The organism is Rossellomorea aquimaris (assembly GCF_000935355.1).
Taxonomy (GTDB): domain Bacteria; phylum Bacillota; class Bacilli; order Bacillales; family Bacillaceae_B; genus Rossellomorea; species Rossellomorea aquimaris_B.
The window spans coordinates 793,171-819,235 of sequence record NZ_JXZC01000001.1; the positions used below are offsets into that span (position 1 = coordinate 793,171).

Annotated in this window: 22 protein-coding genes; all 22 read right to left on the reverse strand. The window is 41.1% G+C overall.

All coding sequences use genetic code 11. The annotated features are described in order from the left end of the window. Positions 1-5: 5 nt before the first annotated feature. Positions 6-1,139 (reverse strand): transcription termination factor NusA, encoded by a 1,134-nt coding sequence (gene nusA / locus TV75_RS04005; RefSeq protein ID WP_044337366.1) that lies wholly within the window; start codon positions 1,137-1,139, stop codon positions 6-8. 35 nt (positions 1,140-1,174) lie between these two features. Further along, positions 1,175-1,645 (reverse strand): ribosome maturation factor RimP, encoded by a 471-nt coding sequence (rimP, locus tag TV75_RS04010; RefSeq protein ID WP_044337367.1) that lies wholly within the window; start codon positions 1,643-1,645, stop codon positions 1,175-1,177. A gap of 186 nt (positions 1,646-1,831) precedes the next feature. Next, a complete protein-coding gene (locus tag TV75_RS04015) occupies positions 1,832-6,151 on the reverse strand; it encodes a PolC-type DNA polymerase III (protein WP_044337368.1) in 4,320 nt (1,439 codons plus the stop codon). Between the two features lie 93 nt (positions 6,152-6,244). Beyond that, complete coding sequence (locus TV75_RS04020; protein WP_044337369.1) at positions 6,245-7,954, reverse strand: proline--tRNA ligase; 1,710 nt, start codon at positions 7,952-7,954, stop codon at positions 6,245-6,247. 138 nt (positions 7,955-8,092) lie between these two features. Further along, a complete protein-coding gene (gene rseP, locus TV75_RS04025; protein WP_044337370.1) occupies positions 8,093-9,349 on the reverse strand; it encodes an RIP metalloprotease RseP in 1,257 nt (418 codons plus the stop codon). Between the two features lie 114 nt (positions 9,350-9,463). Beyond that, on the reverse strand, positions 9,464-10,606 hold the full coding sequence (locus tag TV75_RS04030; RefSeq protein WP_044338003.1) for a 1-deoxy-D-xylulose-5-phosphate reductoisomerase: 1,143 nt from the start codon (positions 10,604-10,606) through the stop codon (positions 9,464-9,466). A gap of 37 nt (positions 10,607-10,643) precedes the next feature. After that, the gene (locus tag TV75_RS04035; RefSeq protein ID WP_044337371.1) at positions 10,644-11,429 is read right to left on the reverse strand and encodes a phosphatidate cytidylyltransferase; all 786 of its coding nucleotides are present in this window, start codon (positions 11,427-11,429) and stop codon (positions 10,644-10,646) included. Then, positions 11,429-12,220 (reverse strand): isoprenyl transferase, encoded by a 792-nt coding sequence (locus TV75_RS04040; protein WP_044337372.1) that lies wholly within the window; start codon positions 12,218-12,220, stop codon positions 11,429-11,431. Before TV75_RS04040 ends, TV75_RS04035 begins: the two co-directional genes overlap by 1 nt. 284 nt (positions 12,221-12,504) lie before the next feature. Next, positions 12,505-13,062 (reverse strand): ribosome recycling factor, encoded by a 558-nt coding sequence (gene frr / locus TV75_RS04045; RefSeq protein ID WP_044337373.1) that lies wholly within the window; start codon positions 13,060-13,062, stop codon positions 12,505-12,507. Continuing rightward, positions 13,062-13,787 carry a UMP kinase gene (pyrH, locus tag TV75_RS04050; protein ID WP_044337374.1) on the reverse strand — a complete coding sequence of 242 codons (726 nt, stop codon included), beginning with the start codon at positions 13,785-13,787 and terminating at the stop codon, positions 13,062-13,064. The genes frr and pyrH overlap by 1 nt, the downstream gene beginning before the upstream one ends. Positions 13,788-13,874: 87 nt before the next feature. Beyond that, on the reverse strand, positions 13,875-14,756 hold the full coding sequence (gene tsf, locus TV75_RS04055) for a translation elongation factor Ts (RefSeq protein ID WP_044337375.1): 882 nt from the start codon (positions 14,754-14,756) through the stop codon (positions 13,875-13,877). Positions 14,757-14,905: 149 nt separating this feature from the next. Then, on the reverse strand, positions 14,906-15,613 hold the full coding sequence (gene rpsB / locus TV75_RS04060) for a 30S ribosomal protein S2 (RefSeq protein ID WP_044337376.1): 708 nt from the start codon (positions 15,611-15,613) through the stop codon (positions 14,906-14,908). Between the two features lie 158 nt (positions 15,614-15,771). Continuing rightward, entirely contained in the window at positions 15,772-16,293 is a 522-nt protein-coding gene (locus TV75_RS04065) for a DUF6115 domain-containing protein (RefSeq protein WP_044337377.1), read from the reverse strand. A 126-nt stretch (positions 16,294-16,419) separates the two neighbouring features. After that, positions 16,420-17,187 carry a FliA/WhiG family RNA polymerase sigma factor gene (locus tag TV75_RS04070; RefSeq protein ID WP_044337378.1) on the reverse strand — a complete coding sequence of 256 codons (768 nt, stop codon included), beginning with the start codon at positions 17,185-17,187 and terminating at the stop codon, positions 16,420-16,422. 100 nt (positions 17,188-17,287) lie between these two features. After that, a complete protein-coding gene (locus TV75_RS04075; RefSeq protein WP_044337379.1) occupies positions 17,288-17,791 on the reverse strand; it encodes a chemotaxis protein CheD in 504 nt (167 codons plus the stop codon). Further along, positions 17,788-18,423, reverse strand: a complete 636-nt coding sequence (locus tag TV75_RS04080) for a chemotaxis protein CheC (RefSeq protein WP_044337380.1) — start codon at positions 18,421-18,423, stop codon at positions 17,788-17,790. Before TV75_RS04080 ends, TV75_RS04075 begins: the two co-directional genes overlap by 4 nt. Before the next feature lie 14 nt (positions 18,424-18,437). Further along, positions 18,438-18,863: a chemotaxis protein CheW gene (locus tag TV75_RS04085; protein ID WP_082051176.1), complete on the reverse strand. Its 426-nt coding sequence runs from the start codon at positions 18,861-18,863 to the stop codon at positions 18,438-18,440. Positions 18,864-18,896: 33 nt separating this feature from the next. Continuing rightward, positions 18,897-20,915, reverse strand: a complete 2,019-nt coding sequence (locus TV75_RS04090) for a chemotaxis protein CheA (RefSeq protein WP_044337382.1) — start codon at positions 20,913-20,915, stop codon at positions 18,897-18,899. Positions 20,916-20,930: 15 nt separating this feature from the next. Then, a complete protein-coding gene (locus TV75_RS04095; RefSeq protein WP_044337383.1) occupies positions 20,931-22,013 on the reverse strand; it encodes a protein-glutamate methylesterase/protein-glutamine glutaminase in 1,083 nt (360 codons plus the stop codon). A 9-nt stretch (positions 22,014-22,022) separates the two neighbouring features. Further along, positions 22,023-22,883, reverse strand: a complete 861-nt coding sequence (locus tag TV75_RS04100) for a MinD/ParA family protein (protein WP_044337384.1) — start codon at positions 22,881-22,883, stop codon at positions 22,023-22,025. Further along, positions 22,864-24,018 (reverse strand): flagellar biosynthesis protein FlhF, encoded by a 1,155-nt coding sequence (flhF, locus tag TV75_RS04105; RefSeq protein ID WP_044337385.1) that lies wholly within the window; start codon positions 24,016-24,018, stop codon positions 22,864-22,866. The genes TV75_RS04100 and flhF overlap by 20 nt, the downstream gene beginning before the upstream one ends. Next, complete coding sequence (gene flhA / locus TV75_RS04110; protein WP_044337386.1) at positions 24,015-26,051, reverse strand: flagellar biosynthesis protein FlhA; 2,037 nt, start codon at positions 26,049-26,051, stop codon at positions 24,015-24,017. The genes flhF and flhA overlap by 4 nt, the downstream gene beginning before the upstream one ends. Positions 26,052-26,065: the final 14 nt, after the last annotated feature.

A 26,065-nucleotide genomic window follows, 5' to 3' on the forward strand; every position in this document is an offset into this window, starting at 1 on the left:
ACCTCTTAATCTTGATTGTCGAAATCAATATTTAAAGGCTCGTTATCATATTCTTCCTCTTCATCTTGAGGAAGGAATGACTCTTCTCGAGGATACAATCCCAGTTCACGAGCGTCTGTTTCACTCTTGATATCAATCTTCCAGTTTGTCAATTTAGCTGCAAGGCGAGCATTTTGACCACGTTTACCGATTGCAAGTGAAAGCTGATAATCCGGTACAACTACCCTTGTCGCTTTATCATCTTCATTCACCTGTACATCCAGCACTTTCGATGGACTTAATGCATTGGCTACGAATGTTACAGGATCCTCAGACCATTGAACAATGTCAATTTTTTCACCTTTTAATTCGTTTACAATTGCCTGTACACGTGCACCCTTGGTTCCTACACAAGCACCAACAGGATCCACCTCTGAATTTTCTGCATGAACAGAGATTTTAGAACGATCTCCGGCTTCACGTGCAACAGATTTGATTTCTACCGTTCCATCAAAGATTTCGGGAACTTCGATTTCAAACAAACGTTTCAGTAATCCGGGGTGTGTCCGTGAAACAAAGATTTGAGGACCTTTTGTAGTCTTTTCAACCTTTGTGATAAACACTTTGATGCGATCATGAGGTTTATATGTTTCATTTGGCATCTGCTCGCTCACTGGTAAGAGCGCTTCAATCTTCCCTAGCGCCACATAAATAAAGCGATTGTCCTGTCGTTGAACGATACCTGTCATGATATCTTCTTCGCGATCCACAAATTCGGAATATATAATTCCTCTTTCAGCTTCTCTTACTCGTTGGGTAACAACCTGTTTAGCCGTTTGCGCAGCGATACGGCCAAAGTCCTTAGGTGTAACTTCCAACTCAACAACGTCTCCCACCTCGTAGCTGGGGTTGATTTCCCCGGCGTCTTCAACAGAAATCTCAAGGCGGGAATCAAATACTTCGTCTACAACTTCTTTACGAGCAAAAACTCTCATCGTACCCGTTTCAAGATTTAGGTCTACACGGACATTTTGTGCTTGGTTAAAATTTCGTTTGTAAGCTGACACAAGTGCAGCTTCAATTGCTTCAATGATGACATCTCTTGCAATGCCTTTCTCTTTCTCTAAAACAGTAAGAGCATCTAATAACTGAGTGCTCATGGTGGTTTCATCCCCCTTTATAGTGCGGTTCGTTCCTATGAAAATGTAACAGCTAATCGTGCGACAGCTATCTTATCTGTTGGAATTTCAACCTTCTTTTTTCGAGTCTTAATGGTTACTTCTAATGCTAATTGGTCTGAAGTATAGGAAAGAAGTGTGCCTTCGAAGGCCTTTTCACCGTTCAACGGCTCATATGTTTTCACATAAACGTTTTTGCCGATGGCTTTCTCAAAGTCCTTTTCTTTCTTTAAAGGACGTTCAGCCCCCGGTGAAGAAACTTCTAAAAAGTAATTATGAGGAATTGGGTCAATTTCATCTAACTTTTCACTAAGTCTTTCACTTACTATTCCGCATTCTTCAATGTCGACACCTGAATCTTTGTCGATGAATACTCGAAGAAACCAATTGGATCCTTCTTTCACATATTCCATGTCGATGAGTTCTAGTGACATGTCATCTAAGATAGGTGTAACAAGTTCTTCTACGAGTGTTGTTATTTTGCTCATACTTACCTCCTGGTCTATATGAAAATCTTGCACCAAGACTAGAAATGATAGTTCAAAAAATCTCCATGTAATAACGAAAGAGTGGGGTGCGACCCCACTCTTCTACCTTTAGAGCTATCTTTAGTATTTCCAATAAAAATATACCATAATCAACATTTTTATGCAAACAATTCCCATGGTATCAGCTTAGAATAGGGATAGTTGGTTCTTATCCGGCAAGGCTTCCAAACAGCCGTGATTGTCCAGGTACTCGATAATGGTCTTGGAGACGCGACCTCTTTGTTGAAGATCTTCTTTAGATAGAAATTCCCCATTTTGTCTTGCATTGACAATATTGATGGCTGCATTCGTACCAAGCCTGGGAATCGAGTTGAACGGTGGAATCAATGAATCTCCATCTATCACAAATTCAGCCGCTTGTGAACGATACAGATCTACCTTTTGGAACTTGTATCCCCGTTCACACATCTCAAGGGCCAACTCCAGTACTGTTAACGTGTTCTTTTCTTTTGGAGATGCATCCAGGCCCTTGCTATTGATTTCTTCTATCTTGGCCCTGACAGCTTGTGACCCCCTCACCATGGCTTCGATATCGAAATCCTCTGCACGAACGGTGAAGTAAGCAGCATAGTAAAGAAGAGCATGATGCACTTTAAAGTAAGCAATACGGACAGCCATTAATACATAGGCAGCCGCATGGGCTTTTGGGAACATATATTTGATCTTCAGACAAGAATCAATATACCAGTCCGGTACCCCATTCTTTTTCATCTCTTCTACCCATTCATCCTGCAGTCCCTTACCTTTACGTACAAATTCCATGATCTTAAAGGCAAGTGAAGGCTCGAGTCCTTGATAGATGAGATAAACCATAATATCATCACGACATCCGATTACTTCGCTCAGATTACAAATATTATTATGAATAAGCTCTTGTGCATTGCCAAGCCATACATCAGTACCATGTGAAAGCCCTGATATTTGTACAAGCTCAGAAAATGTCGTCGGTTTTGTATCCTCGAGCATTTGACGAACGAATCGTGTACCGAATTCCGGGATTCCGAGCGTCCCGGTCTTACACATGATCTGGTCCTCTGTCACTCCGAGCGATTCCGTCCCACTGAAGATTTTCATTACTTCAGGATCATCTGTTGGAATCGTTTTAGGGTCTACACCAGATAAATCTTGGAGCATACGAATCACGGTTGGATCATCGTGTCCCAGGATATCAAGCTTTAAGAGATTATCATGTATGGAATGGAAATCAAAATGTGTTGTTTTCCATTCCGAGCTTGAATCATCAGCAGGGAACTGGATGGGTGAAAAATCGTAAATATCCATATAATCAGGTACTACGATGATACCTCCAGGATGCTGACCAGTTGTTCTTTTCACCCCGGTACACCCGCTTACCAATCGATCGATTTCCGCTCCACGGATTTGCAGCTGATGGTCATTCGCGTATCCTTTAACATACCCATAGGCGGTCTTTTCCGCCACTGTACCGATAGTACCTGCCCGATATACATTGTCTTCACCGAACAGAACCTTCGTATAGTTATGGGCGTTAGGCTGATATTCACCTGAGAAGTTCAAATCGATATCAGGAACTTTATCTCCTTTAAACCCAAGGAATGTTTCGAAGGGTATATCATGACCATCCTTCTTGTATGGAATTCCACAATCAGGACAATCCTTATTAGGCAAATCAAACCCGGATCCTACCGATCCATCATCAAAGAACTCGGATTTCTTGCAAGCTGGACAAACATAGTGGGGAGGTAAAGGATTTACTTCCGTTATTTCTGTCATCGTGGCGACAAAAGAAGATCCTACTGATCCACGGGATCCTACCAGGTAACCATCATCCAATGACTTCTTCACGAGCTTATGTGAGATTAAATAGATGACTGCGAATCCATGCCCGATAATACTCTTTAATTCCTTTTCTAGCCTAGCTTCTACGATTTCAGGAAGCTCTTCTCCGTAGATGCTTTTTGCCATGGAATAACTCATGCGACGCATTTCTTCATCTGCACCTTCAATTTTAGGTGTATAGAGATCATCTCTAATTGGTTTAATAACATCTACAAGATCGGCTATTTTGTTGGAGTTATCCACAACAATTTCTTTCGCTGTTTCTTTCCCTAAGAAAGAGAATGCATCCAGCATCTCATTCGTTGTTCTGAAATGAACATCAGGAAGTTCATGTCGGTTTAACGGATTCGCCCCGCCTTGAGAGCCAACGAGAATCTTACGGTAAATCTTGTCGTTTTCATTTAAGTAATGAACATTACCAGTAGCCACAACGGGCTTATCCAATTTCTTACCAAGATCCACAATGTTTTTAATGATATCTTCAAGGTTTTTCTGACTTTGCACCAGATCCAACTCGATTAAGTGTTGATAGACTTCTTTTGGATGAACTTCCAGGTAATCATAGAATTGAGCAGTTTCCTCAACTTCTTCTTTCCCCTTTTGCATCATCCCTTCAAATACTTCGCCCTTGTCACAGCCTGAACCGACGAGAATTCCCGTTCGGTATTTTTGAAGCTGAGACCGGGGAATTCGCGGCACACGGAAAAAGTAATTCATGTGAGAAATGGATACTAGTTTATAGAGGTTCTTTAACCCTTCTTCCGTTTGAGCAATCAGTGTACAATGATATGGTCTTGACCGCTTGTATGCATCGCCTTTTCCCATGTAATCATTAAATTGATTATGATTGGTGATTCCTTTTTCAACGGCATCCTTCAGCATTTTCAATAACAGGTAACCAGTTGCTTCTGCATCATAGATTGCACGGTGATGCTGCGTTAGTTCAACATCGAATTTCTTGGCTAACGTATTCAGACGGTGATTCTTAAATTGAGGGTACAGAAGCCTGGCCAGTTCCAATGTGTCGATAACCGGATTGGTTGCCTTAGGTAATCCGGCTTTTTGATACCCGGCATTTAAAAATCCCATATCAAAGGATGCATTATGGGCGACTAAAATATCGTCCCCTACCCATCTATGGTAGTCATGAAGAACATCCTTTATTTCAGGAGCCGTTTGCACCATGTCATCTGTGATCCCCGTTAATTCGATGGTTGTTGCCGATAACGGGTGATGGGGGTTGGCAAACGATTCGAACTTATCAATGACTTCTCCGTCTTTGATTTTCACTGCGGCAAGTTCGATGATCGTATCATAAACGGCTGAAAGCCCCGTAGTTTCAACATCAAAAACAACATAGGTACTATCTTCGAGAGGAAGGTCTCGATCATTATAGGCGATTGGTACTCCATCATCTACAAGATTGGCCTCTACTCCATAGAGCAGTTTAATATCGTTCTTCTTGCTTGCGCTATACGCCTCAGGGAATGACTGTGCAACGGCATGATCCGTGATGGCTACAGCTTTATGCCCCCATTTTTTTGCTTGAGACACTAAACTTGATACGGAAGATACAGCATCCATCTGACTCATGGGTGTGTGCATGTGAAGCTCTACTCTTTTCTCATCTGCAGGGGCTGTATCCAGTCTCAGAACAGGTTTGATTTCGTTCACATCATTGGCAATCATCACAAGGTCGCGTACGAACGTATCATTTTGAATACTTCCACGACATCGTACCCACATACCTTTTTTCATAATGTTCATAACCGCTGCGTCTTCTTTATCCCTTGAGAACATTTTGACCAGGATGGAACTTGAGTAGTCGGTTACTTTAAACGTTAGTAATGTACGACCGCTTCGTAATTCGCGCGTTTCACAATCAAAGACATATCCTTCGATAGCGATTCGTCGTTCTTCATCATAAATCTCTTCAATCTTCCGGAAGTCAGCATCATCTTTAATTGTAAGACCCAGCATGAATGGACCGCTGGGTGCATCACTTGCTTCCTCTTTTTCAGCCTTTTCCATTTCAATAAGAGCCTGTTTCGCTCTTTCTTGATCTTCTTTAAGCTTTTCTTCTAAAAATTTCTCATACTCATTGCTCTGTTCCTCTACCTGACTAACTTCTGCATCTAAAACCAGCTTAGGAAAACCAAAGTTCTCGAAGGTAGAGGTGATCATGTCACCGTATTTTCTCTTTAATTGGGTTGCTTCTGTATCATTCGATGCCCGAACAATGATTTTGTTTCCATTGATTTTTGGTTTTTGGGTATTTAATAATTTTAATAATGGCGGTGATATCCCTTGGATTTCTTTCACACAGTCCTGCCAATAATCCAAAATATGCTTTTCAGTTATTTGGGTATTCAATACTTTAATGGTAAAACCAACATTTGCAATATGTTTAAAGGATGTTTGCAGCGCAATTGAAAATTCACTCCACACATTACATGGAATGATTTCCTCAAAAGTAAAGTAAAAATGCCATTTCTTCTCCTTGCGAAACACCGCTAGTTTTTCAATTTCAGCGTTTTGAAAGTACTTTACAAAGGCATCTTCTGTTAACCCTAATTGACTTAGCAACAGTTGAAACCTTTCTCTTTTGCCCAGGGGCTTTTCTTCCATGATTCTTTTCCCCCATTTCTAATCGTGTTATTTACAGTAGAAAAAGGGCTGACAGCCAAGGATTGCCTCCTTCAAAGTCGAGCCCTTTTATGTTTAAGAAAGAGTCTTGAATAGTTCTTGGAGTTTTGGTAGAAGCTCGTCTTTGTGCACTTCCAGCATATCTCCTGATTTCCTTACTTTCACTTCGACGATGCCTTCCCCTGCTTTCTTTCCGACTGTTATGCGGATAGGGAGTCCAATCAGATCTGAGTCGGCGAATTTAACACCTGGACGCTCAGCCCGGTCATCCATTAATACATCATACCGATTATCTTTTAATGAGTCATATAATTCGTTTGCAAGATTTGCCTGTGCTTCATCCTTCATATTAATTGGAATTAAGTGAAGGTCAAATGGTGAAAGGTTCGTTGGCCAAACCAGACCATTTTCATCATTAAATTGCTCTGCAACCGCTGCGAGGGTACGTGATACACCAATGCCATAACAGCCCATGATGATTGATTGAGATCGACCATTTTCATCCAAGAATGAACTTCCTAAAGCGTCAGAATATCTTGTCCCTAATTTGAATACATGTCCCACTTCAATTCCTTTTGCGAAAACAATCGTACCATTTCCGTCTGGTGAAGGGTCACCTTCTTGAATAAAACGAAGATCAGCATATCGAGAAACCTCAAAATCACGTCCAGGGTTCACATTTGTGAAATGGTATCCTCCTACGTTTGCCCCGGCTACACCGTTCCGGATGTATTTAACTGCGTGATCGGCTACAATTTTCACGTCTTTATCTAATGAACAAGGACCAATCGATCCGATTTCGCATCCTATGAGCGCTTTCGTCTCTTCGGCTGATGCCAATTCGACTACATTTGCATTTAGAAGATTCTTCACTTTGATATCGTTAATTTCGTGATCACCACGGGATAATACCAGTACGTAATCATCATCTACTTTAAATAGCAGGGACTTAATACACTGAGCTTTATCGATCGATAGAAAAGAGGATACTTCTTCAATCGATTTACTCTCTGGTGTTGAAACCTTTTCCATTTCAAGTATATCTTCATCCGACTGCGTGTAGGAATCAACCACTTCAGCCATTTCTATATTGGCTGCATATTCGGATGTATCGGAGTAAGCAATCGTATCTTCTCCGACTTCAGATAACACCATGAATTCATGTGTATCCTTACCACCCATGGCTCCAGAGTCGGCGATGACTGCTCTGAAATTAAGCCCGCATCTGCTGAATATATTTGAATATGCTTGAAATAAAGCATCGTATGTCTCGTCCAAACTTTCAAAAGAAGAATGGAATGAATAGGCATCCTTCATAATGAACTCTCTTCCTCTAAGAAGTCCAAAACGTGGACGCTTTTCATCACGGAATTTTGTCTGAATTTGATACATCGTAAGGGGCAGACGCTTGTATGATTTGATTTCGTCCCTTACTAAACTTGTAATCACTTCCTCATGTGTTGCTCCAAGGGCAAATTCACGGTCATGGCGATCATTCAATCGCATTAATTCCGGGCCATACGTTCCCCAACGTCCTGATTCTTTCCAGAGCTCAGAAGGTTGAAGAGCAGGCATAAGCATTTCGACAGCCCCTGCTCTATCCAGTTCTTCACGAATAATTTCTTCTACTTTCTTTAACACTTTATTTCCTAATGGCAAGAAGCTATAAATACCACTAGCATTTTGTCTTATGAACCCTGCACGCAAGAGAAGCTGATGGCTCTTGATTTCTGCATCAGCTGGTGTTTCTCTAAGTGTAGGGATGAATGTTTTTCGTTGCTTCATCTATTAGCACCTCAGTTACCATTTATGTAGTGTGGGAATTTCCTTCTCACTATTTTATCTTAAATTAACAGGCAGTAACACCCTCATTTTTTCATTCTTGAGGGAGAAACTGCCTGTTCACGATTCACACATTATATTTTATAAGAAGAATCTTTGAATGTCATTCCATGTTACAACGAGCATCAGAACCATGAGAAGAGCAAACCCGACAAAATGGACCATTCCCTCCATTTGGCGGTCCACCGGTTTTCCTCTTACCGCTTCAACAGCGAAGAAAAGGAGTCTGCCTCCGTCAAGGGCAGGGATTGGCAGAAGATTCATAATTCCCAGGTTGATACTTAAGATGGCCGCCCATCTCATCAAGTAGTATATACCTGATTTAGCAACAACATCTGTTGACTGATAGATTCCGACCGGTCCTGATAACGCATCGATTGAGAACTCACCGGACACAAGCTTTCCTAGCAGAACAAAAATCATTTTGGTCCATTCATAGGTTTGTTGTGCACTATTGGTCACCACTTTGAGGGGGGACTTTTCAACAGGACTATGAACCCCAATGATACCTATTTCTTCCCCTTCAATTTCTTGAGGCTTTGGTGTGACAGGAATCTCAGTGTTTGAGCCATTCCGATCAACATTAAATCTCAGCTCATCCCCAGGGTGTTTCTGTATGATTGTAACAATATCTTCCCATGTTGAAATCTCTTTACCGTCTATACTTAAAACAATGTCATTTTCCTGAAGACCGGCTTCTTTAGCTGCACCGTCTTCTGTCAATTCGCCAAGGACAGGATCATTCGTCGGAACCCCTTGCAATAGGCCCACAAGGATGAAAATGAAGAAGGCCAGGATAAAGTTAAAAAGCGGACCTGCAAAAATGGCCATGGCTCGTTGTGGCAGGGATTTAGAAGCAAATTGACGATCCCAAGGCGCAATTTGTGTTTCCACTCCATCTTCAATGAACACGGCTTCCCTTGAGATCGAGAAGGTTTTCAGTTCCTCCTCGTCTTCTTCGTATCCACGAATATGTAGCCTATGCTCTAAATCTGCTTCTTCTACTTCAATGACACGAATGTTCGGATACCGATCTTTGTTATTTAAGACAATTTTTCTTATCTTCTCATCCTGATCAAGTACAAGACCAACCCGATGTCCAGCCTTAAGCTCGACCATTTCTGGGTCTTCCCCGGCCATACGCACAAAGCCCCCAAGAGGCAATAATCGAATCGTGTAGGTTGTTTCATCCTTTTTGTAAGAAAAAACTTTAGGACCAAACCCAATGGCGAATTCACGGCATAGGATGCCTGCACGCTTAGCAAAAATCAAATGTCCAAGCTCATGAAAGAAAACTAAAGCTCCAAAAATAACAACAAAGGCAATCACCGTTTGCAAATAAAAAACCACCTTTTTTATAACCTGTCGGTAACAGATCTAAATGTTTAAAGTCCAGGCAAACACGTCCACTATCATACTACGTTACAGATCATGTAAACATGCCCAAGTACTCTACAACCAACTTGAAACGAGTTGGCGGGTCTGCCGGTCAATCTCATGTATGGTTTCAAGGTCAGGTCTATGTATCACTTGATGGGTATTCATAGCCTTTTCAATGTACATTTCAATATCGAGGAAAGATATTTTATTATCCAGGAACAAAGCAACAGCCGCTTCATTGGCAGCATTTAAAACCGTTGTCATACTACCGCCAATTCGACCTGCTTCATATGCAAATGCCAAACAACGGAATCGCTGTAAATCCATCTTCTCAAAATGAAGCTTACCCATTTCCACTAAATCCAATCTTTTACCTGGCCTTTGAAGCCTGTCTGGATATGTTAAAGCATATTGGATCGGCACACGCATATCAGGCGTGCCCAGTTGAGCCATAACAGATGAATCATGAAATTGAATCATGGAATGGATAATGCTTTCCCTATGCTGCACAACCTCGATACGATCATAAGGAATATCAAATAACCAATGAGCCTCAATCACCTCTAATCCCTTGTTCATCATAGAAGCAGAGTCGATGGTGATCTTCGCTCCCATCGACCAGTTCGGATGATTCAGCGCTTCTTTTACCGTGACACCAACTAATTCTTCTCTCGCACGGTCTCTAAAGCTGCCCCCGGAAGCAGTAATGATCAATTTTTCAATGTTCTTCTCTTGTTCTCCTTGAAGAGCTTGGAAGATAGCAGAATGCTCACTATCAACAGGCAATAGAGTGGTGCCCTTTTTCTTGGCCGCTTCCATCACCAGGTGTCCAGCTGTTACAAGAGTTTCCTTATTGGCGATTGCTATCATTTTCCCTGCCTCAATGGCTTGCAGTGTAGGATAGAGCCCCACACTTCCCAGGACTGCATTAACGAGTATGTCAGCTTCCTGGTGACAAGCCACCTCCACAAGACCTTCTTCCCCATACAGTACCTTGATGGATGTAGATAATTCTTTCGTTAATAATTCCGCATCTTCTTTATTCTGAACAGAAACCAACTGAGGATTGAATTCTTCAATCATTTTTCTTGCTTCTTCTATATTTCTGCCAACAGACATAGCTGTCAGTTTGAATTCTTCAGGATGCTCTCGAATTACATCAAGGGTTTGTGTTCCAATAGAACCCGTAGCTCCCATTAAGCTGATCTTTTTCAACAACTACACTCCTCCCGCTAGAAGCCTTCTACCTTTACTATAAAAGAAAGTGAAGAAGGGGTAACACAAATAATAAACTATCAAAACGATCAAGCATTCCACCATGGCCAGGTAATAAGTGACCTGAATCTTTTACTTTGTAATGTCTTTTCAGTGCGGATTCGACTAAGTCTCCCACTTGTCCAAACACAGAAAGAATCCCGGTCACGATAATGAGTTTAGGAATGGACATATCAAGATCTGTGAAGAATGTCATGATGACACCGACTACGATGGCACAAATGATCCCGCCTACAAAACCTTCAATGGTTTTATTCGGACTGATTTCAGGCCAGAGCTTCTTTTTCCCCATCGCTCTTCCTATGAAATAAGCACCTGAGTCTGTCGCCCATATAATAAATAAAGCATAGAAAACAAACTGTACTCCTTCATCCAAACGGATCTCCATGAAGTAATAGAAACCAATCCCTACATATAAAATGCTTAATAGAGCAAATGCCACATCATCGAATGTGTAGCGGTTCTTGGTTGCCACTGTATATGTTAAAAAGAGAAGCACAGCAAGAAAAGCCATTTCAATTTTGGAATAGCCAAAGTCAGCTATGATCCCAATAGCATCGGTTGGAATCAAGAAAACCCATAAAAGGGCAAGAGATAATAAACCGGGAATGGTAAAGATCCATTGTCCCCTCATCTTTAATGCTTCATATAAACTGATAGAAGCAATAAGATACATTAAAATAATAAATGGTGTTTCACCAAAAATGATGATCGGTAAAAATATTGCTGCAGCTACCACAGCTGTAATAATTCTTTGTTTCATTAGGATTCCTCGCTTTGTAACCCACCAAATCTTCTTGAACGACCTTGATATGCTTCAATTGCTTCTATTAACTGTTCTTTGCCAAAATCCGGCCACAGTACGTCTGTAAAAAAGAACTCTGTATAAGCTAATTGCCAAAGCATAAAGTTACTTAAGCGGATTTCTCCACTCGTTCGAATAAGCAGGTCTGGATCTTTTAAATCTTTCGTCATCAAGTAACTCGAAAACACTTCTTCATTCAATTGGTTCTCATCTAGTATTCCATTCTGAACATCTTTTAAGACATGTTTCATGGAATCTATAATTTCTGAGCGGCTGCCATAATTTAAAGCAAAGTTTAATATCAAACCGTCATTAAGCTTCGTAGCTTCCATCGCCTTAGTGACAGCTTTCTTCGTGTGGTTCGGCAGGGCATCAGGAGAACCCATCATTTTAACTTGAACATTTTCTTCTACTAATTCGGGCAGGAAAGTTCCTAGGAATTCCTCTGGCAACTTCATCAGGAACTCAACTTCCATTTTTGGGCGTTTCCAGTTCTCGGTTGAAAAAGCATAGAGTGTTAAGGCCTCTACACCCAGTTCGTTTGCCAATTTAGTGATTCTTCGCACACATTTCATGCCTTCATGGTGTCCGGCCACTCTGGGCAAGGCCCTTTTTTTGGCCCAGCGTCCATTGCCATCCATGATAATTGCTATATGACCCGGAATAGGGTGTTTTACTAATTCTTGAAATCGATCATCCACTTCCTCGGAAGTTTGCTGTCGTTTCCATTGCTTAAGCTTGTTTAGCATAAAAAATCCTCCACCAACAATCCAAAAAATATTTACCCTTACTATCATATCAAAAAATAAGGAAGATATCTTCAAGAAAATAGATTATGTATATTCATATAGGTTTCTTGAACGTTTTATACACCGTTGTTCCGCCCTGTCACAACTCATATAAACGTTCTATCAGAGAACATGGGAAGTTTGCTATCAACACGCATACTCTAAACAAGCATAAACAAAGGGACTGTCCCATAAGGAATATGAGTTCACTTATAGGACAGCCCCTTAGGATTAGAATATGATCATTAAACTTCTAACATTTCTTGTTCTTTATCTTTTGCAATGCTATCGATCTTGACGATGCTCTCGTCTGTTGCTTTTTGAACGTCATCAGAGTATCCACGAAGATCATCTTCTGTTATATCTCCGCTCTTCTCTTTCTTTTTAAGATCGTCATTTGCATCACGACGGATGTTACGGATCGCCACTTTTGCATCTTCAGCTTCTTTTTTCACAAGCTTCACAAGCTCTTTACGACGCTCTTCCGTTAAGGCTGGAACAACGATCCGTATTATATTCCCATCGCTCGTAGGTGTAATTCCCAGGTCTGATTTCAAAATCGCTTTCTCAATATCACCTAAAGCAGATTTGTCATAAGGCTGGATCACAAGCATACGGGCCTCTGGAATAGAAATACCCGCTAATTGATTTACAGGTGTCGGTGCACCATAGTAATCAACTGTGATCTTATCAAGTAGTGATGCGTTAGCCCTACCAGCTCGGATGCTTGCTAACTCACGAGAAAATGTTTGAATAGCTTTTGTCATTCTTTCTTTCGCATTTGCAATGATCGTATTTGGCATTATGATTTCCCCCTAACGATTGTACCTATATTCTCACCAGTGATGGCCCTCTTAATATTCCCATCCTCCATAATAGAGAATACAATAAGTGGAATATCATTGTCCATACAAAGGGAAGAAGCTGTTGAATCCATTACAGCTAAACCTTCTTTCAGAACATCTAAGTAGGAAAGTTCTTCATATTTAACAGCCGTTTCGTCCTTCTTAGGATCTGCTGAATATACCCCATCTACGTTGTTCTTAGCCATAAGGATCACTTCTGCTTCGATTTCAGCTGCTCTAAGTGCGGCAGTTGTATCTGTAGAGAAGTAAGGATTTCCAGTACCTGCTGCAAAAATCACAACACGTTTCTTCTCTAAGTGACGGATCGCTCTACGTCTAATATAAGGCTCTGCCACCTGACGCATGTCAATCGATGTTTGAACTCTTGTTTCTATACCCAGCTGTTCAAGGCTGTCTTGAAGAGCCAAAGAGTTCATAACAGTAGCAAGCATCCCCATATAATCTGCAGATGCACGATCCATGCCCATTTCACTACCTATCTTACCACGCCAGATATTACCTCCGCCAACAACAACTGCCACTTCAACATCAAGTTCGGCAATTTCTTTTACTTCTTCTGCAACATTTTTAATGACAGAAGGATTGATTCCGAAGCCATCATCACCTGCTAATGCTTCTCCACTAAGTTTCAGAACGACACGTTTGTATTTTGGAACGCTCATGGGAACCTCCATAAAATAGAATTTTTCTTGAAAAATAGGGAACACGCTAGGTGTTCCCTACTTATAGATGTTTAACTTTAGCTGCTCTTATTTGTTTACTTGGTTCATTACTTCTTCTGCGAAGTTTTCTTGACGCTTCTCAAGACCTTCTCCTACTTCGTAACGTGTGAAGTCAGTTAAAGTAGCGTTATTTGCTGCAAGGTATTGACGTACTTTTTGATCTGGATTCTTTACGAATGTTTGATCTAAGATACAGATATCCTCGAAATATTTCCCTAGGCGACCTTCAACCATTTTTTCAACGATGTTTTCAGGTTTTCCTTCATTTAATGCCTGTTGCTTTAGTACTTCACGCTCACGCTCTACTTCTTCAGCAGAAACCTGGTCGCGGGATACATATTTAGGATTTAATGCTGCAGCATGCATCGCAACATCTTTCGCTACATTTGCATCAGTTGTACCTTCAACAACTGTAAGAACAGCAATACGGCCACCCATGTGCAGATATTCACCGAACGCAGCGTTATCAGCTTTCGTACGGATTTCAAAACGACGAAGCGTGATTTTTTCTCCGATTTTAGCGATAGCGGCATTGATGAATTCACTTACAGTTGAACCATTTGTCATTTTTTGATCAAGTGCTTCTTCAACAGAAGCTGGTTTGTTTGCAAGCAGGTGGTCAGATAATTCTTTTACAAGGTTTTGGAAGTTTTCGTTTTTAGCAACGAAATCTGTTTCTGCATTTACTTCAAGAATAATTGCAGTGTTTCCTTCGCTTGCAATGTAAGTAGTACCTTCAGCTGCGATACGGTCAGCTTTCTTAGCTGCTTTCGCAATCCCTTTTTCTCGTAAAAAGTCAATTGCTTTGTCCATATCTCCGTCAGTTTCTGTTAACGCTTTTTTACAGTCCATCATTCCAGCGCCAGTTTTTTCACGAAGTTCTTTAACCATTTGTGCAGTAATTGCCATAGTGGGTTTCCTCCTTAGATTAACTATGTAGACTATGTCACCAGTAGGTGAGAGTCAAAAATGTACTGTCTCAATAATTGAGTACAGTAAATGTGAATACTCTTTAAAAAAAGGTGATAAGGGTAAACCCTCTTATCACCTTTCATTCATTACTCAGCTGCTACAGCTGCTTCTTCACCTTGCTTAGCTTCTAAAATAGCATCTGCCATTTTACCTGTAAGAAGCTTAACTGCACGGATCGCATCGTCATTCGCAGGAATAACAACATCGATTTCGTCCGGATCACAGTTCGTATCAACAATACCCACGATAGGGATATGAAGTTTACGAGCTTCAGCTACTGCGATACGCTCTTTACGAGGATCGATGATGAATAATGCATCAGGTAGCGTGTTCATATCTTTGATTCCGCCTAGGAATTTAACTAAGCGCTCATGTTCTTTTTTAAGTTGTACTACTTCTTTCTTAGGTAGTACTTCAAACGTTCCGTCTTCTTCCATTTTTTCAATTTCTTTAAGACGTGAAATACGCTTTTGGATTGTTTCGAAGTTAGTAAGTGTTCCACCTAACCAACGTTGGTTGATGTAGTACATACCAGCACGTTCTGCTTCTTCTTTAACAGACTCTTGTGCTTGCTTTTTCGTACCGACGAAAAGAACTTTACCGCCGTTACCAGCTAATTCTTTAACGAAGTTATAAGCTTCTTCAACCTTTTTAACTGTTTTTTGAAGGTCGATGATGTAGATGCCGTTACGCTCAGTGAAGATGTATCTCTTCATTTTTGGGTTCCAACGACGGGTTTGGTGTCCGAAATGTACACCAGCTTCTAGCAATTGTTTCATAGAAATTACTGACATGTGTGTTTCCTCCTAAATGGTTTTTGTTTTCTCCTCCGTTTCCGTCATCTTGTAGTAGAAACTATTCGTTTGAATAGCACCATCCACCTCAATCGAGAAACGTGTGTAATCACACCATGAATACTATAGCATACCTATACTGGCCAATCAAGAACTTCCTACATAATTTGACGAAATTTTAGAAGGAGCTCAATTTCAGTCTTACCTTTTCCGACAGTCTGAGCTATTTCTTCGATGGTCAATCCTTCTCTCTTTAGTGAGAGAACCTGTTGAGTAAAGGGATCTTCGTTGGTTCTCACTGTAGGTTTCATTTCCAACTTTTTTTCGTCGGTTCCCCTTGGTGTTGTTTTTTGCTGATAGGCCTTTGAAGCTTGCTTATACCCCGCTCCTGTCCACTTGGGATTGGTTTGAAGCGGGGAACTGTTTATATTCTCATCGGACGGTTTGTCACTGATTTGTGTTTGACTATTAGCATGATTAGTAAAAGTACGCAGGAACTCTTCGTTCTCTTCTTTCATTTCCATCAGATAAGTAGAAATGACTGCTTCCAATTCACTGATCATTTTCTTATGGTCTTTTTCCATGTTAAGAAAACGATTTTGCCTGGAGTATAAAATGACGATTGCCAGTAAGGAAACAATATTAAGAAGAAAAGATATAAAAAGCAGGAATGTTACCATGTCATCACCTTAGTTCAGTTTGATTTTAGTTTTTCCCAAGCATGTAAAAGGACTGCTCCCTTAAACCGTATTTCAGCGGAACAGTCCATCAATATCTATTGTTCGGGCTCATTTACCGTCCTGTCACTAAGAGGTTCGAGAGCCTAATAAGTTGCGCAGTTTGAAGATGGCCTTGGAGTGGATTTGTGAAATTCTTGATGTTGATAGCTTCATGACTTCCCCGATTTCCGTTAACGTTAGTTCTTCTTTGTAGAATAAGCTTAACACAAGCTGTTCTTTATCGGAGAGGGTCAGAATCGTTTTCTCTAACTCCGATACTTTTTCACCCTTCAACACTTCATCCTCAGGTGAGATCGTTTTATTATCTTTTATAGAATAGCTCTGAGATTCATGATCGTCATCGGTTAGTTGTTCATCCATTGAAAGGACATTGGCAAAGAAGTGTTCATTGGTCGTTTGGTAAACTTCTTCCGGAGTCATTTCTAACGAAGCAGCTACCTCCTCAGTCGTCACGTGTCGTAATAAAATCTGTTCGAGTTCCAACGTTTTGGCTTCAATTTTTTTCGCACGGTCCCTTGTTGATCGCGGAAGCCAATCTTCTTTTCTTAGTCCGTCCAGAATGGCTCCCCGTACTCTGAAGGAAGCATATGTATCGAACTTTAGATCTCTTGTAGGATCAAACTTCTGAAGTGCATCCAGTAATCCCATCAACCCAAGACTCTTTATATCTTCTCTCGAGACGTTTCTTGGCAGCCCAATGGAAATCCTCTGAACATGATACGACACAAGGGGCATGTACTTCTTCACTAACATGTCACCTGCCTCGGTATCACGGCTGTTGATCCATCTCTCCCAATATAGTTTTTCATCTGTTCGAGGGGGTTGCTGAGACATAAGTATCCTCCTAGCTTACTATTTTCTTTCTTGAAACCTATTTTAAAGTTAAAAACATCTTGAGTATGAGCAACTGAACTATTTGAAACTGAACATAAACTCACAATTCCTTAGTTCCTTCATTAACTTTGCGAACATGAAGAATTCCAGTCGATGGAAAAAATTCAATGGTTCTCCCTTTGTTACCACCAATGTCCTCTGCTATAATCGGCACTCGGTGCTTCAAGAGGGCCTCTTTCACCGCATCCGCATTCCTCGGACCGATTCTCATCACATCACTTTTTGTCTTAAATTGAAACATTTGTGCACCGCCCGCCATTTTGCACTTAAGTCTCCTAACATCCGCTCCCCGTACATCCAGTTGTCGAATGAGTTCATCTATTCCAGTGTCTGCGTACTTGGCTAAGTTGATTGAAGGCTCTTTCCCTATCGTAGAATGTGGGAGCATAACGTGGACCATACCTGCCAATTTAATAATCTCATCGTATATTACCACTCCAATGCAGGAACCTAAGCCCGATGTTCGGATTGAACTTCCCTCACCAACGATATTCATATCTGCAATTCCCACCTTCACCACGGTGTTTGTGTTTAAAGTGATCATACCTTCACACCAAGCGATTGAAAGATGATCTCAAATGAATCCGGATCGGGTAAGAGGAAGAAATGACCTTTCACACTTTCCGATTCCTCGAATTCTTCTTCCTTCAAGGCAGTATCAATGACGATCGCATAATCACTCTCCTGAGAAATTTCAAGTAATCCGAAACCGATGATGGCACCAGCCATATCTACCGATAAAGCAGGGACTGAAGGTAAAAGCTTAAGATTGGTAAAGTCAGATAGGGACGTAAGATAAGAACCTGAAAGAATATTACCTAACTCTTGCATAGCTGATAAACCTAATTCTGAATAAGGCGGGTCACTAAAGGAAAACGACCCGTCCTGCAACATCGTCCGAATATACATAGAAGCCTGTTCAAGAGGCAACAAGAAAAACATGCTTCCAGGTGCTTCCCCTTCAATCCTTAAGAAAACACTTACGACTACATTATCCGGTCCTCCTGCCATATCCATCATTTCATCGAATGTAACAATTTGCACACAGGGCACCTTCATATCAATCTTCTTACCCAGTAGTGTGGAGAGGGCAGTCGCAGCATGCCCCGCTCCAATATTACCGATTTCTTTCAAAATATCTAAGTGCATTGATGATATTTTCTTTTCATATGCCATTCGTATCCGACCCCTTAAATGGATTGCAGAATTTTGTCCAGATGGAGCAGGATCATCAATCGTTTGCTTTGCCTGACTACTCCACCAATGTACTCTGCCTCCACTATTCCGACAACTTCCGGTGGCGGTTCAATCATTTCTCTGGCTACATCCAACACATCATTCGCTGAATCAACGATCAATCCTACTTCTTTATCCTCTAAACCAACGATAATCACACGGGTGCTTTCCGTTGAGTCTGAAGAAGGTAAATCAAATCGGCTTCTTAAATCGATTATAGGAGTTACGACACCTCGTAAATTGATTACACCCGTGACATAGGAAGCTGTTCCAGGCACTCTCGTAATATATGGCAGCTTCTCAATTGACCGAACCTGATTGACGGGAATGGCATACTCCTTATCCACCAATTGAAATACGATAAGCTTTAGGTCTTCCATTGTCTCTGTCACTACACTCATTTCCCTTACCTCCTATTTTATCAACGCATTACAATCAACAATCAGAGCTACCTGCCCATCACCCAATATTGTTGCACCTGAAATGGCGAATACATCATTAAGGTAATTCCCTAAAGATTTTAGGACAATTTCCTGTTGACCAATAAATGAATCCACTACTAACCCTGCCATTTTTTCTCCTTTCCTTACAACCACGACAGAATAAAACTCTTCATCTGTTGAATCTTTAGGAATATCGAATACATCCTCCAGGAATAACAACGGAACCACCTTGCCTCTGAAATCTATCACTCTTTGATTATGTGCATTCATGATCTCTTCTTTTTTCACAATGGCCGTTTCTATAATCGAAGAAAGTGGAATCGCGTATTTCTCAGCTTCAATTTCAACAAGCATGACGGAAATAATCGATAAGGTTAATGGTAATTGAATAGAAAACAGTGAGCCTTGTCCGACAGTCGAGTCGATTGTAATTGAACCGCCCAATGACTCAATCGTTGCTTTAACGACATCAAGTCCAACTCCTCTTCCAGAGATATCAGAGATTTGCTCAGCGGTAGAAAAGCCTGATGACAGGATGAGTTCATAGATTTGTCGATCGGTTAAGGTTCTTCCAACTTCTTCTGATACAACTCCTTTTTGAATCGCTTTCTCCAGGACCCGCTTTTTATTTATTCCTGCACCATCATCTTCAAGTTCGATAAATACATGATTTCCACTATGGTAGGCTCTCAGCTTCACTGTTCCTTGCTCCGGCTTACCGTTTTTTATACGGACCTCAGGCATTTCGATGCCATGATCCAAAGCGTTTCGAATTAAGTGGACGAGAGGGTCTCCAATTTCATCAATGACCGTACGATCAAGTTCGGTTTCAGCCCCTATGATCTCTAATTCTATTTTCTTATTTAAATCTCTTGCAAGTTGTCTTACCATGCGTGGAAAACGGTTAAATACCGTCTCTACAGGAACCATACGCATATTGAGAATGATGTTTTGTAAGTCTGCGGAGATCCGAGTCATTCTTTCAACCGTTTCATTTAATTCAGGGTTATTCAAATCTTTAGAGATCTGTTCAAGTCTGCCCCTATCGATGACAAGCTCCTCAAAAAGATTCATAAGTACATCTAAGCGTTCAATATTCACACGGATCGTTTTGCTGGAAGGGTTCGATTGTCTTCCCGTACTATTGGTTGTTTTAGGCATCATTTCTTCCCGTTCTTTTTCAACCACTTCCCTCTGTTGTTCCTCATATGCATTATTTTCATTATTATGAAGATGATGGGAGGTGAGTTCCATTACAGTGACTTCTTCGACTTCAGATACCTTACGTATACTTTTTTCTATGTGACTTGCATCCTCTTGTGAGACAACAGCTACAACAAAGGAATGATCAAACTGTTCTTCTTCCAGTTGCTCTACAGTTGGGAAAGACTTAATGACTTCTCCGAGTTTTTCCAGCACTTCGAAAACCATATACACTCTTGCTGCCTTTAACAGACAATCCCCCCGCAAGGAAACGGTGATTTCAAAGCAGCAGAATCCCTGCTCGAAGGATTGCTGAATAACAGTTTGTTCAAATGCTTCGTACTTCATGGACAATGTATGTATTTCGGTAGCTGCGGCAGCTTCATTGCTAGCTGATTGTAGAACTTCACCCTTTTCAATCGCCTGGAGGAGAGTAACTACTTCTGTCACATCCCGTTTCCCATCTCCGCCTTCTGCGATAGAAAACACCATTGCTTCTAAGTCGTCAACGGATTTAAACACAACATCCAAAATTTCTGGCGTCACTTTTATTTTTTCGTTTCGAATGGCATCCAGTACGTTTTCCATTTTATGAGTAAGGTTCGCTAAATCTTCGTATCCCATCGTTGCTGACATTCCTTTTAATGTATGGGCTGAACGAAATATTTCATTTACGATCGCCAAATCTTCAGGATTTCTTTCCAACTCCAGTAATTGCACATTGCAAGTTTGTAAATTTTCCTTACTTTCTTCTATAAAAACCTCTAAATATTGGCTCAATTCCATGTGCTCCACACCTCTCTACAACATGTACTTCATAATTGATTGAGAAATATCCCCGATGTTTTCCACGCTGTCCACCAAATTTGTAGCGATAGCCGATTTCGGCATTCCAAACACAGTACAAGTCTCTTTTGATTCTGCAATGGCTTTCACATCGCCTCGTTCTTTAAGCTTGATCAATCCCTCTGAGCCATCAGAACCCATACCCGTCATAATGACAGCAATTTTCCCATAGTTTCGAATCAAGCTTACGGATTCGAATAATATGTCAACGGAAGGTCTATGACCATTCCTTGGTGATTCTTCCTTTGAAAGTTGAAAGGATAATTGTGATCCAAACTCGACCACCTTTGTATGTAAACCTCCTGGTGCTATATATGCAGTTCCTTTTTGGAGGATTTCTTCTTGCTCCGCTTCCTTCACTTTAATGGCTGCTTGACCATTTAACCGATTGGCGAGTGATCTGGTAAAACCGGGGGGCATATGCTGCACCACTACAACTGGTGCATCCAGATGAGGTGGTAACTCTGTCAGCACCCGTTGTAAAGCGCGGGGACCTCCTGTTGATGTTCCAATAAGAATTATCTTCGGAGAGTGCACGCTCCATTTGTTTACAGAAGCTAACGCCAGGCCTGCCCCATCAGCAGGTCCCGTCGATTCTTTACATTCTGATTTCTTGCCATAAGCTTTGGATATTCTCGTCATATTCACCTTGCTTGCCGCGGCTACTTTTTCAACGATTTCATCTTGAACTTTATGAAGGTCCAATGAAATGGTGCCTGATGGTTTAGCAATAAAATCAACGGCTCCAAGTTCCATGGCTTTAAAAGTCTCTTCTGCCCCTTCTATCGTTGTGGAAGAGAGCATCACGACAGGTACCGGACATTCACACATAATTCGCCTTAAGGCTTCTATTCCATTCATCATTGGCATTTCAACATCAAGGGTTACGACGTCAGGACGGAGTTTTTTAATTTTCGAGATTGCGTCTTCACCATTCCTTGCTATTCCTATCACTTCTAGCTGCTTAGAGGCTGTCAGAAAGTCACTAATAAGTTTTCTCATAAATGCTGAATCATCTACAACTAGAACCTTTTTCATTCAGGACTTTTACCTCCCAAAAAATAAATTTCTCATACTCTTTATAAAGCCTGTTTGTTTACTCACTGGTGGATTCGCTCCACCTGAAAGCTGATGCAACATCGCTCTGAGACTTAAGGTCATGGCTGAAGCAGGGTACGCAACAACTATGGGGGTTTGATGAATGACAGCCTTCCTTAGAGCTGGATCTTCAGGTAAGACCCCTAAAGAAACAATCTCCTTATGGAGAAATTTCCTCACCGTTTCTTGTAATCTGGTAATCGTTTCAAGGCCTTCCTTCTTGGATTCTGCCCGATTACATGTCAGATAGAACTTTTTCTCTTGATCTCTCAAGTAAATATATTTCATCATCGAGTAGGCATCTGTGATTGAAGTAGGTTCAGGTGTCGTGACTACAATGATTTCATCCATGGCCAGAAGGAATTCTACCGTCTCTTTCGAAGCACCCGCCCCCATATCGAAAAGAATATAATCATACTTATGAACTGCATACTCCATCACTTCAAAGAAGCGTTCTATCTGTTTCTCTTTCCACTCCACTATATTTTTCAGGCCATTCCCACCGCTTATGTAAGAAATACCATGAACATTTTCACAGATAATCGTGTTGATATCCAATTCTTTTTCCTCGATATAATCCATGATTGAATAGGAATGATGACTTCCCAGTAAAATATGAATGTTTCCCATACCGATATCAAGGTCAAATAATAATACTTTCTTATTTTCTTTACCAAGCAAAATGGAGAGATTAGTTGAGATATTCGATTTTCCAACCCCACCCTTTCCACTTACAACTGCAATCGTTTTTGCAGGAGGAGCGTCGCCTACGAGCATTTTCCTCCTTAGGTTATATGCTTGATCTCTCATAGCGAAATCCTTTCATTAATAAATGACCTAATTCTTCAATATTCATCTCGGTGATATCCTCGGGAACATCCTGACCGATTGTTACATAGGCTGCACCGATCTTCACCTCAGACATCATGTTGATCATAGAGCCATAACTGGATGTTTCATCCAATTTCGTGAAAATGAACCGATCAATGTCAATAGAAGAAAATTGTGAAATGATTTCCTTCATATCCCGCTCCTTGCTGGTAAGGGAAAGGACCAAGAACGTTTCCATGTGATGCTTGAAGTCGATAATTCCCCGCAAATCCTCTACATATTTATTTTCTCTAAAATTCCGGCCAGCAGTATCGATGAACACATGGTCGTAGTCCCGGAATTTATCGATTGCTTTTTTAAAGTCTTCCATTTTATAGACTACTTCAACTGGTACATTCAACAGACCGGCATACGTTTTTAATTGCTCGATCGCTGCAATACGATACGTATCCGTCGTGATAAAAGCAATTTTCATCCGTTTCTCGATGACTGCTTCAGCCGCCATTTTTGCTAAAGTAGTCGTTTTACCGACACCTGTCGGACCTATCACGTTAATATATTTCTTCTTGTAACTCATACCTCCTGAAGTGATATCCTTAAGAAATGCATTCAGAAAGTGTTGGACTTCCTGTTTAGCCCATTCATTCCGATTGTCCCCTGGAATGAAACCTCTCTTGATTCTTTCTTCAAGATAGTCACCCAGTTGGAAGAGTGTTGTGTCACTCACATCATGTTCTTTAAGATAAAACAGGATTTCTTGAACATCTTCAGGGTATTTCTGAAATTGATTTTTTGATTGAATGGTAGAAATCATATGTTTTAGCTCTTTTAATTCTGACTCTACCGATCTATCGGCATCGTATTTTTGTTTGGATGGAGCAGGATGAACGAATTGTGCATTTGACTCTTTCATTCTGTTCATTTCCATCTTTTCACTCTCGATTTCTGGATCGATGGCTGCAATGACTTCAATTAATTTCTTCTTGAATAGCCCCATAAATCCGCCCGAATACGCTACTTTAGAGTTTAGGATGACAGCATCATCCCCTAATTCAGCTCTGACCTTTTTCATCGCTTCATTCATGGAAGGTGCTGCATATTTCTTTACTTTCATCCGACATTCACCACCCCTAAACTTTGTACTTCTACATTTGCTTCTAATTCGTTATATGAAATGATAGGCACCTGCGGGAAATACCTTTCTGTTAATTGTCTGACGTACATTCTCACTGCGGGAGAACACAGAATGATCGGTGACTCCTCCATAAGAGACAGCTGTTCCACTTGAGAAGCGACTGCTTCAAGTATTCCTTGAGAGTCGTTTGGATCCATAGATAAGTAATTTCCATGCTCCGTTTGTTGAATGGCATCTGCAATCATTTTTTCGACTTTTCCAGACATGGTCACAACTTTTAAGGATGTGTCCCCTTGAAGATATTGACCGGTAATTTGTCTAGCCAATGATTGCCTTACATACTCAGCTAAAAGATCTGTATCTGAACTCATTTTGGCATAATCAGCAAGTGTTTCAAAAATAATTGGCAGGTTCCTGATTGACACGTTTTCCTTTAACAACTTGGCTAATACCTTCTGTACTTCACCCACTGTCAATGGATTCGGAGTCACTTCTTCCACTAATATAGGGTAGGATTCCTGCAAATGATCAATGAGCTGTTTCGTCTCCTGCCTGCCCAGAAGCTCGTGAGCATTTGTTTTAATCATTTCAGTTATGTGTGTAGACACGACTGATGGTGGATCTACAACCGTATATCCGAATATTTCTGCCTGCTCCTTCATTTCTTCTGATATCCATTTAGCAGGCAGTCCGAATGATGGCTCGATTGTATCAATTCCCTCAATGGAATCATCCTCCACACCTGGACTCATGGCTAAATAGTGATCAAGCAAAAGCTCTCCACGGGCCAATTCATTGCCTTTAATTTTCAAGCGGTATTCATTCGGCTGAAGTTGTATATTGTCCCGGATCCTCACTACAGGTATGACCAGCCCCAGCTCTATCGCTAATTGACGTCGTATCATCACAATCCGGTCAAGGAGATCGCCTCCCTGATTCGTATCAGCTAGGGGAATCAGTCCATAGCCGAACTCAAATTCTATCGGATCCACATTCAGCAAGCTCACGACACTCTCCGGACTTTTCATTTCATCTTGCTCTACTTCTTCTTCCATATCCATCACGTCTCTCTCGCTCTCATTTGTAGACTTGGAAAGCATGTAGGCTCCTATTCCCAATAGAGCGGCGACAGGGATTGTAACGATGTCGTTAATAGGAGTAGCTATACCCAACATGAAAATGGTGAAGGCAGCAACGTATAACATCGCGGGATACGCCAGAAGCTGATTCATAATATCCTGTCCCAGGTTGCCATCAGATGCGGCCCTTGTTACCACAATACCCGTGGCAGTTGAAATTAATAGTGCCGGTATCTGGCTGACGATTCCATCTCCGACGGTCAGTAATGAATAACGGGTTGCCGCTTCTGCAATAGGCAGGCCTTCTTGTGTCATTCCGATGATAATCCCGAAAATTAAATTAATCATTACAATGACGATTCCCGCTATGGCATCCCCTTTGACGAACTTTGATGCACCGTCCATGGCACCATAGAAATCAGCTTCCCGCCCAACTTTTTCACGACGATCTCTTGCATCATGTTCTGAAATCATTCCGGCATTTAAATCGGCATCAATACTCATCTGCTTACCAGGCATCGCATCAAGGGTAAATCTTGCTGCAACTTCTGACACACGTTCTGATCCTTTTGTTATGACAATAAATTGAATCACTATAAGAATGATGAATACTACGAGACCGACAAGTATGTTTCCTCCCACTACGAATGTTCCAAAGGTTTCCACAACGTCCCCTGCTTCACCCTTACTAAGGATTGATCTCGTTGTGGAAACATTTAGACCTAATCGAAAAAGTGTTAAAAGCAATAGCAGGGAGGGAAATATCGAAAATTGCAAAGGTTCATTCATATTCATTGAGGTTAGGAGTACAAGGAGTGCTAGTGAAATATTAACGATGATCAAAAAGCTTAGTAACCATGATGGGAATGGGATGATAAGCATGGCAACGATTAATATGACACTGGCTAGTACGGATAAATCTCTTGCTGACATTGTTTCTCCCCTAA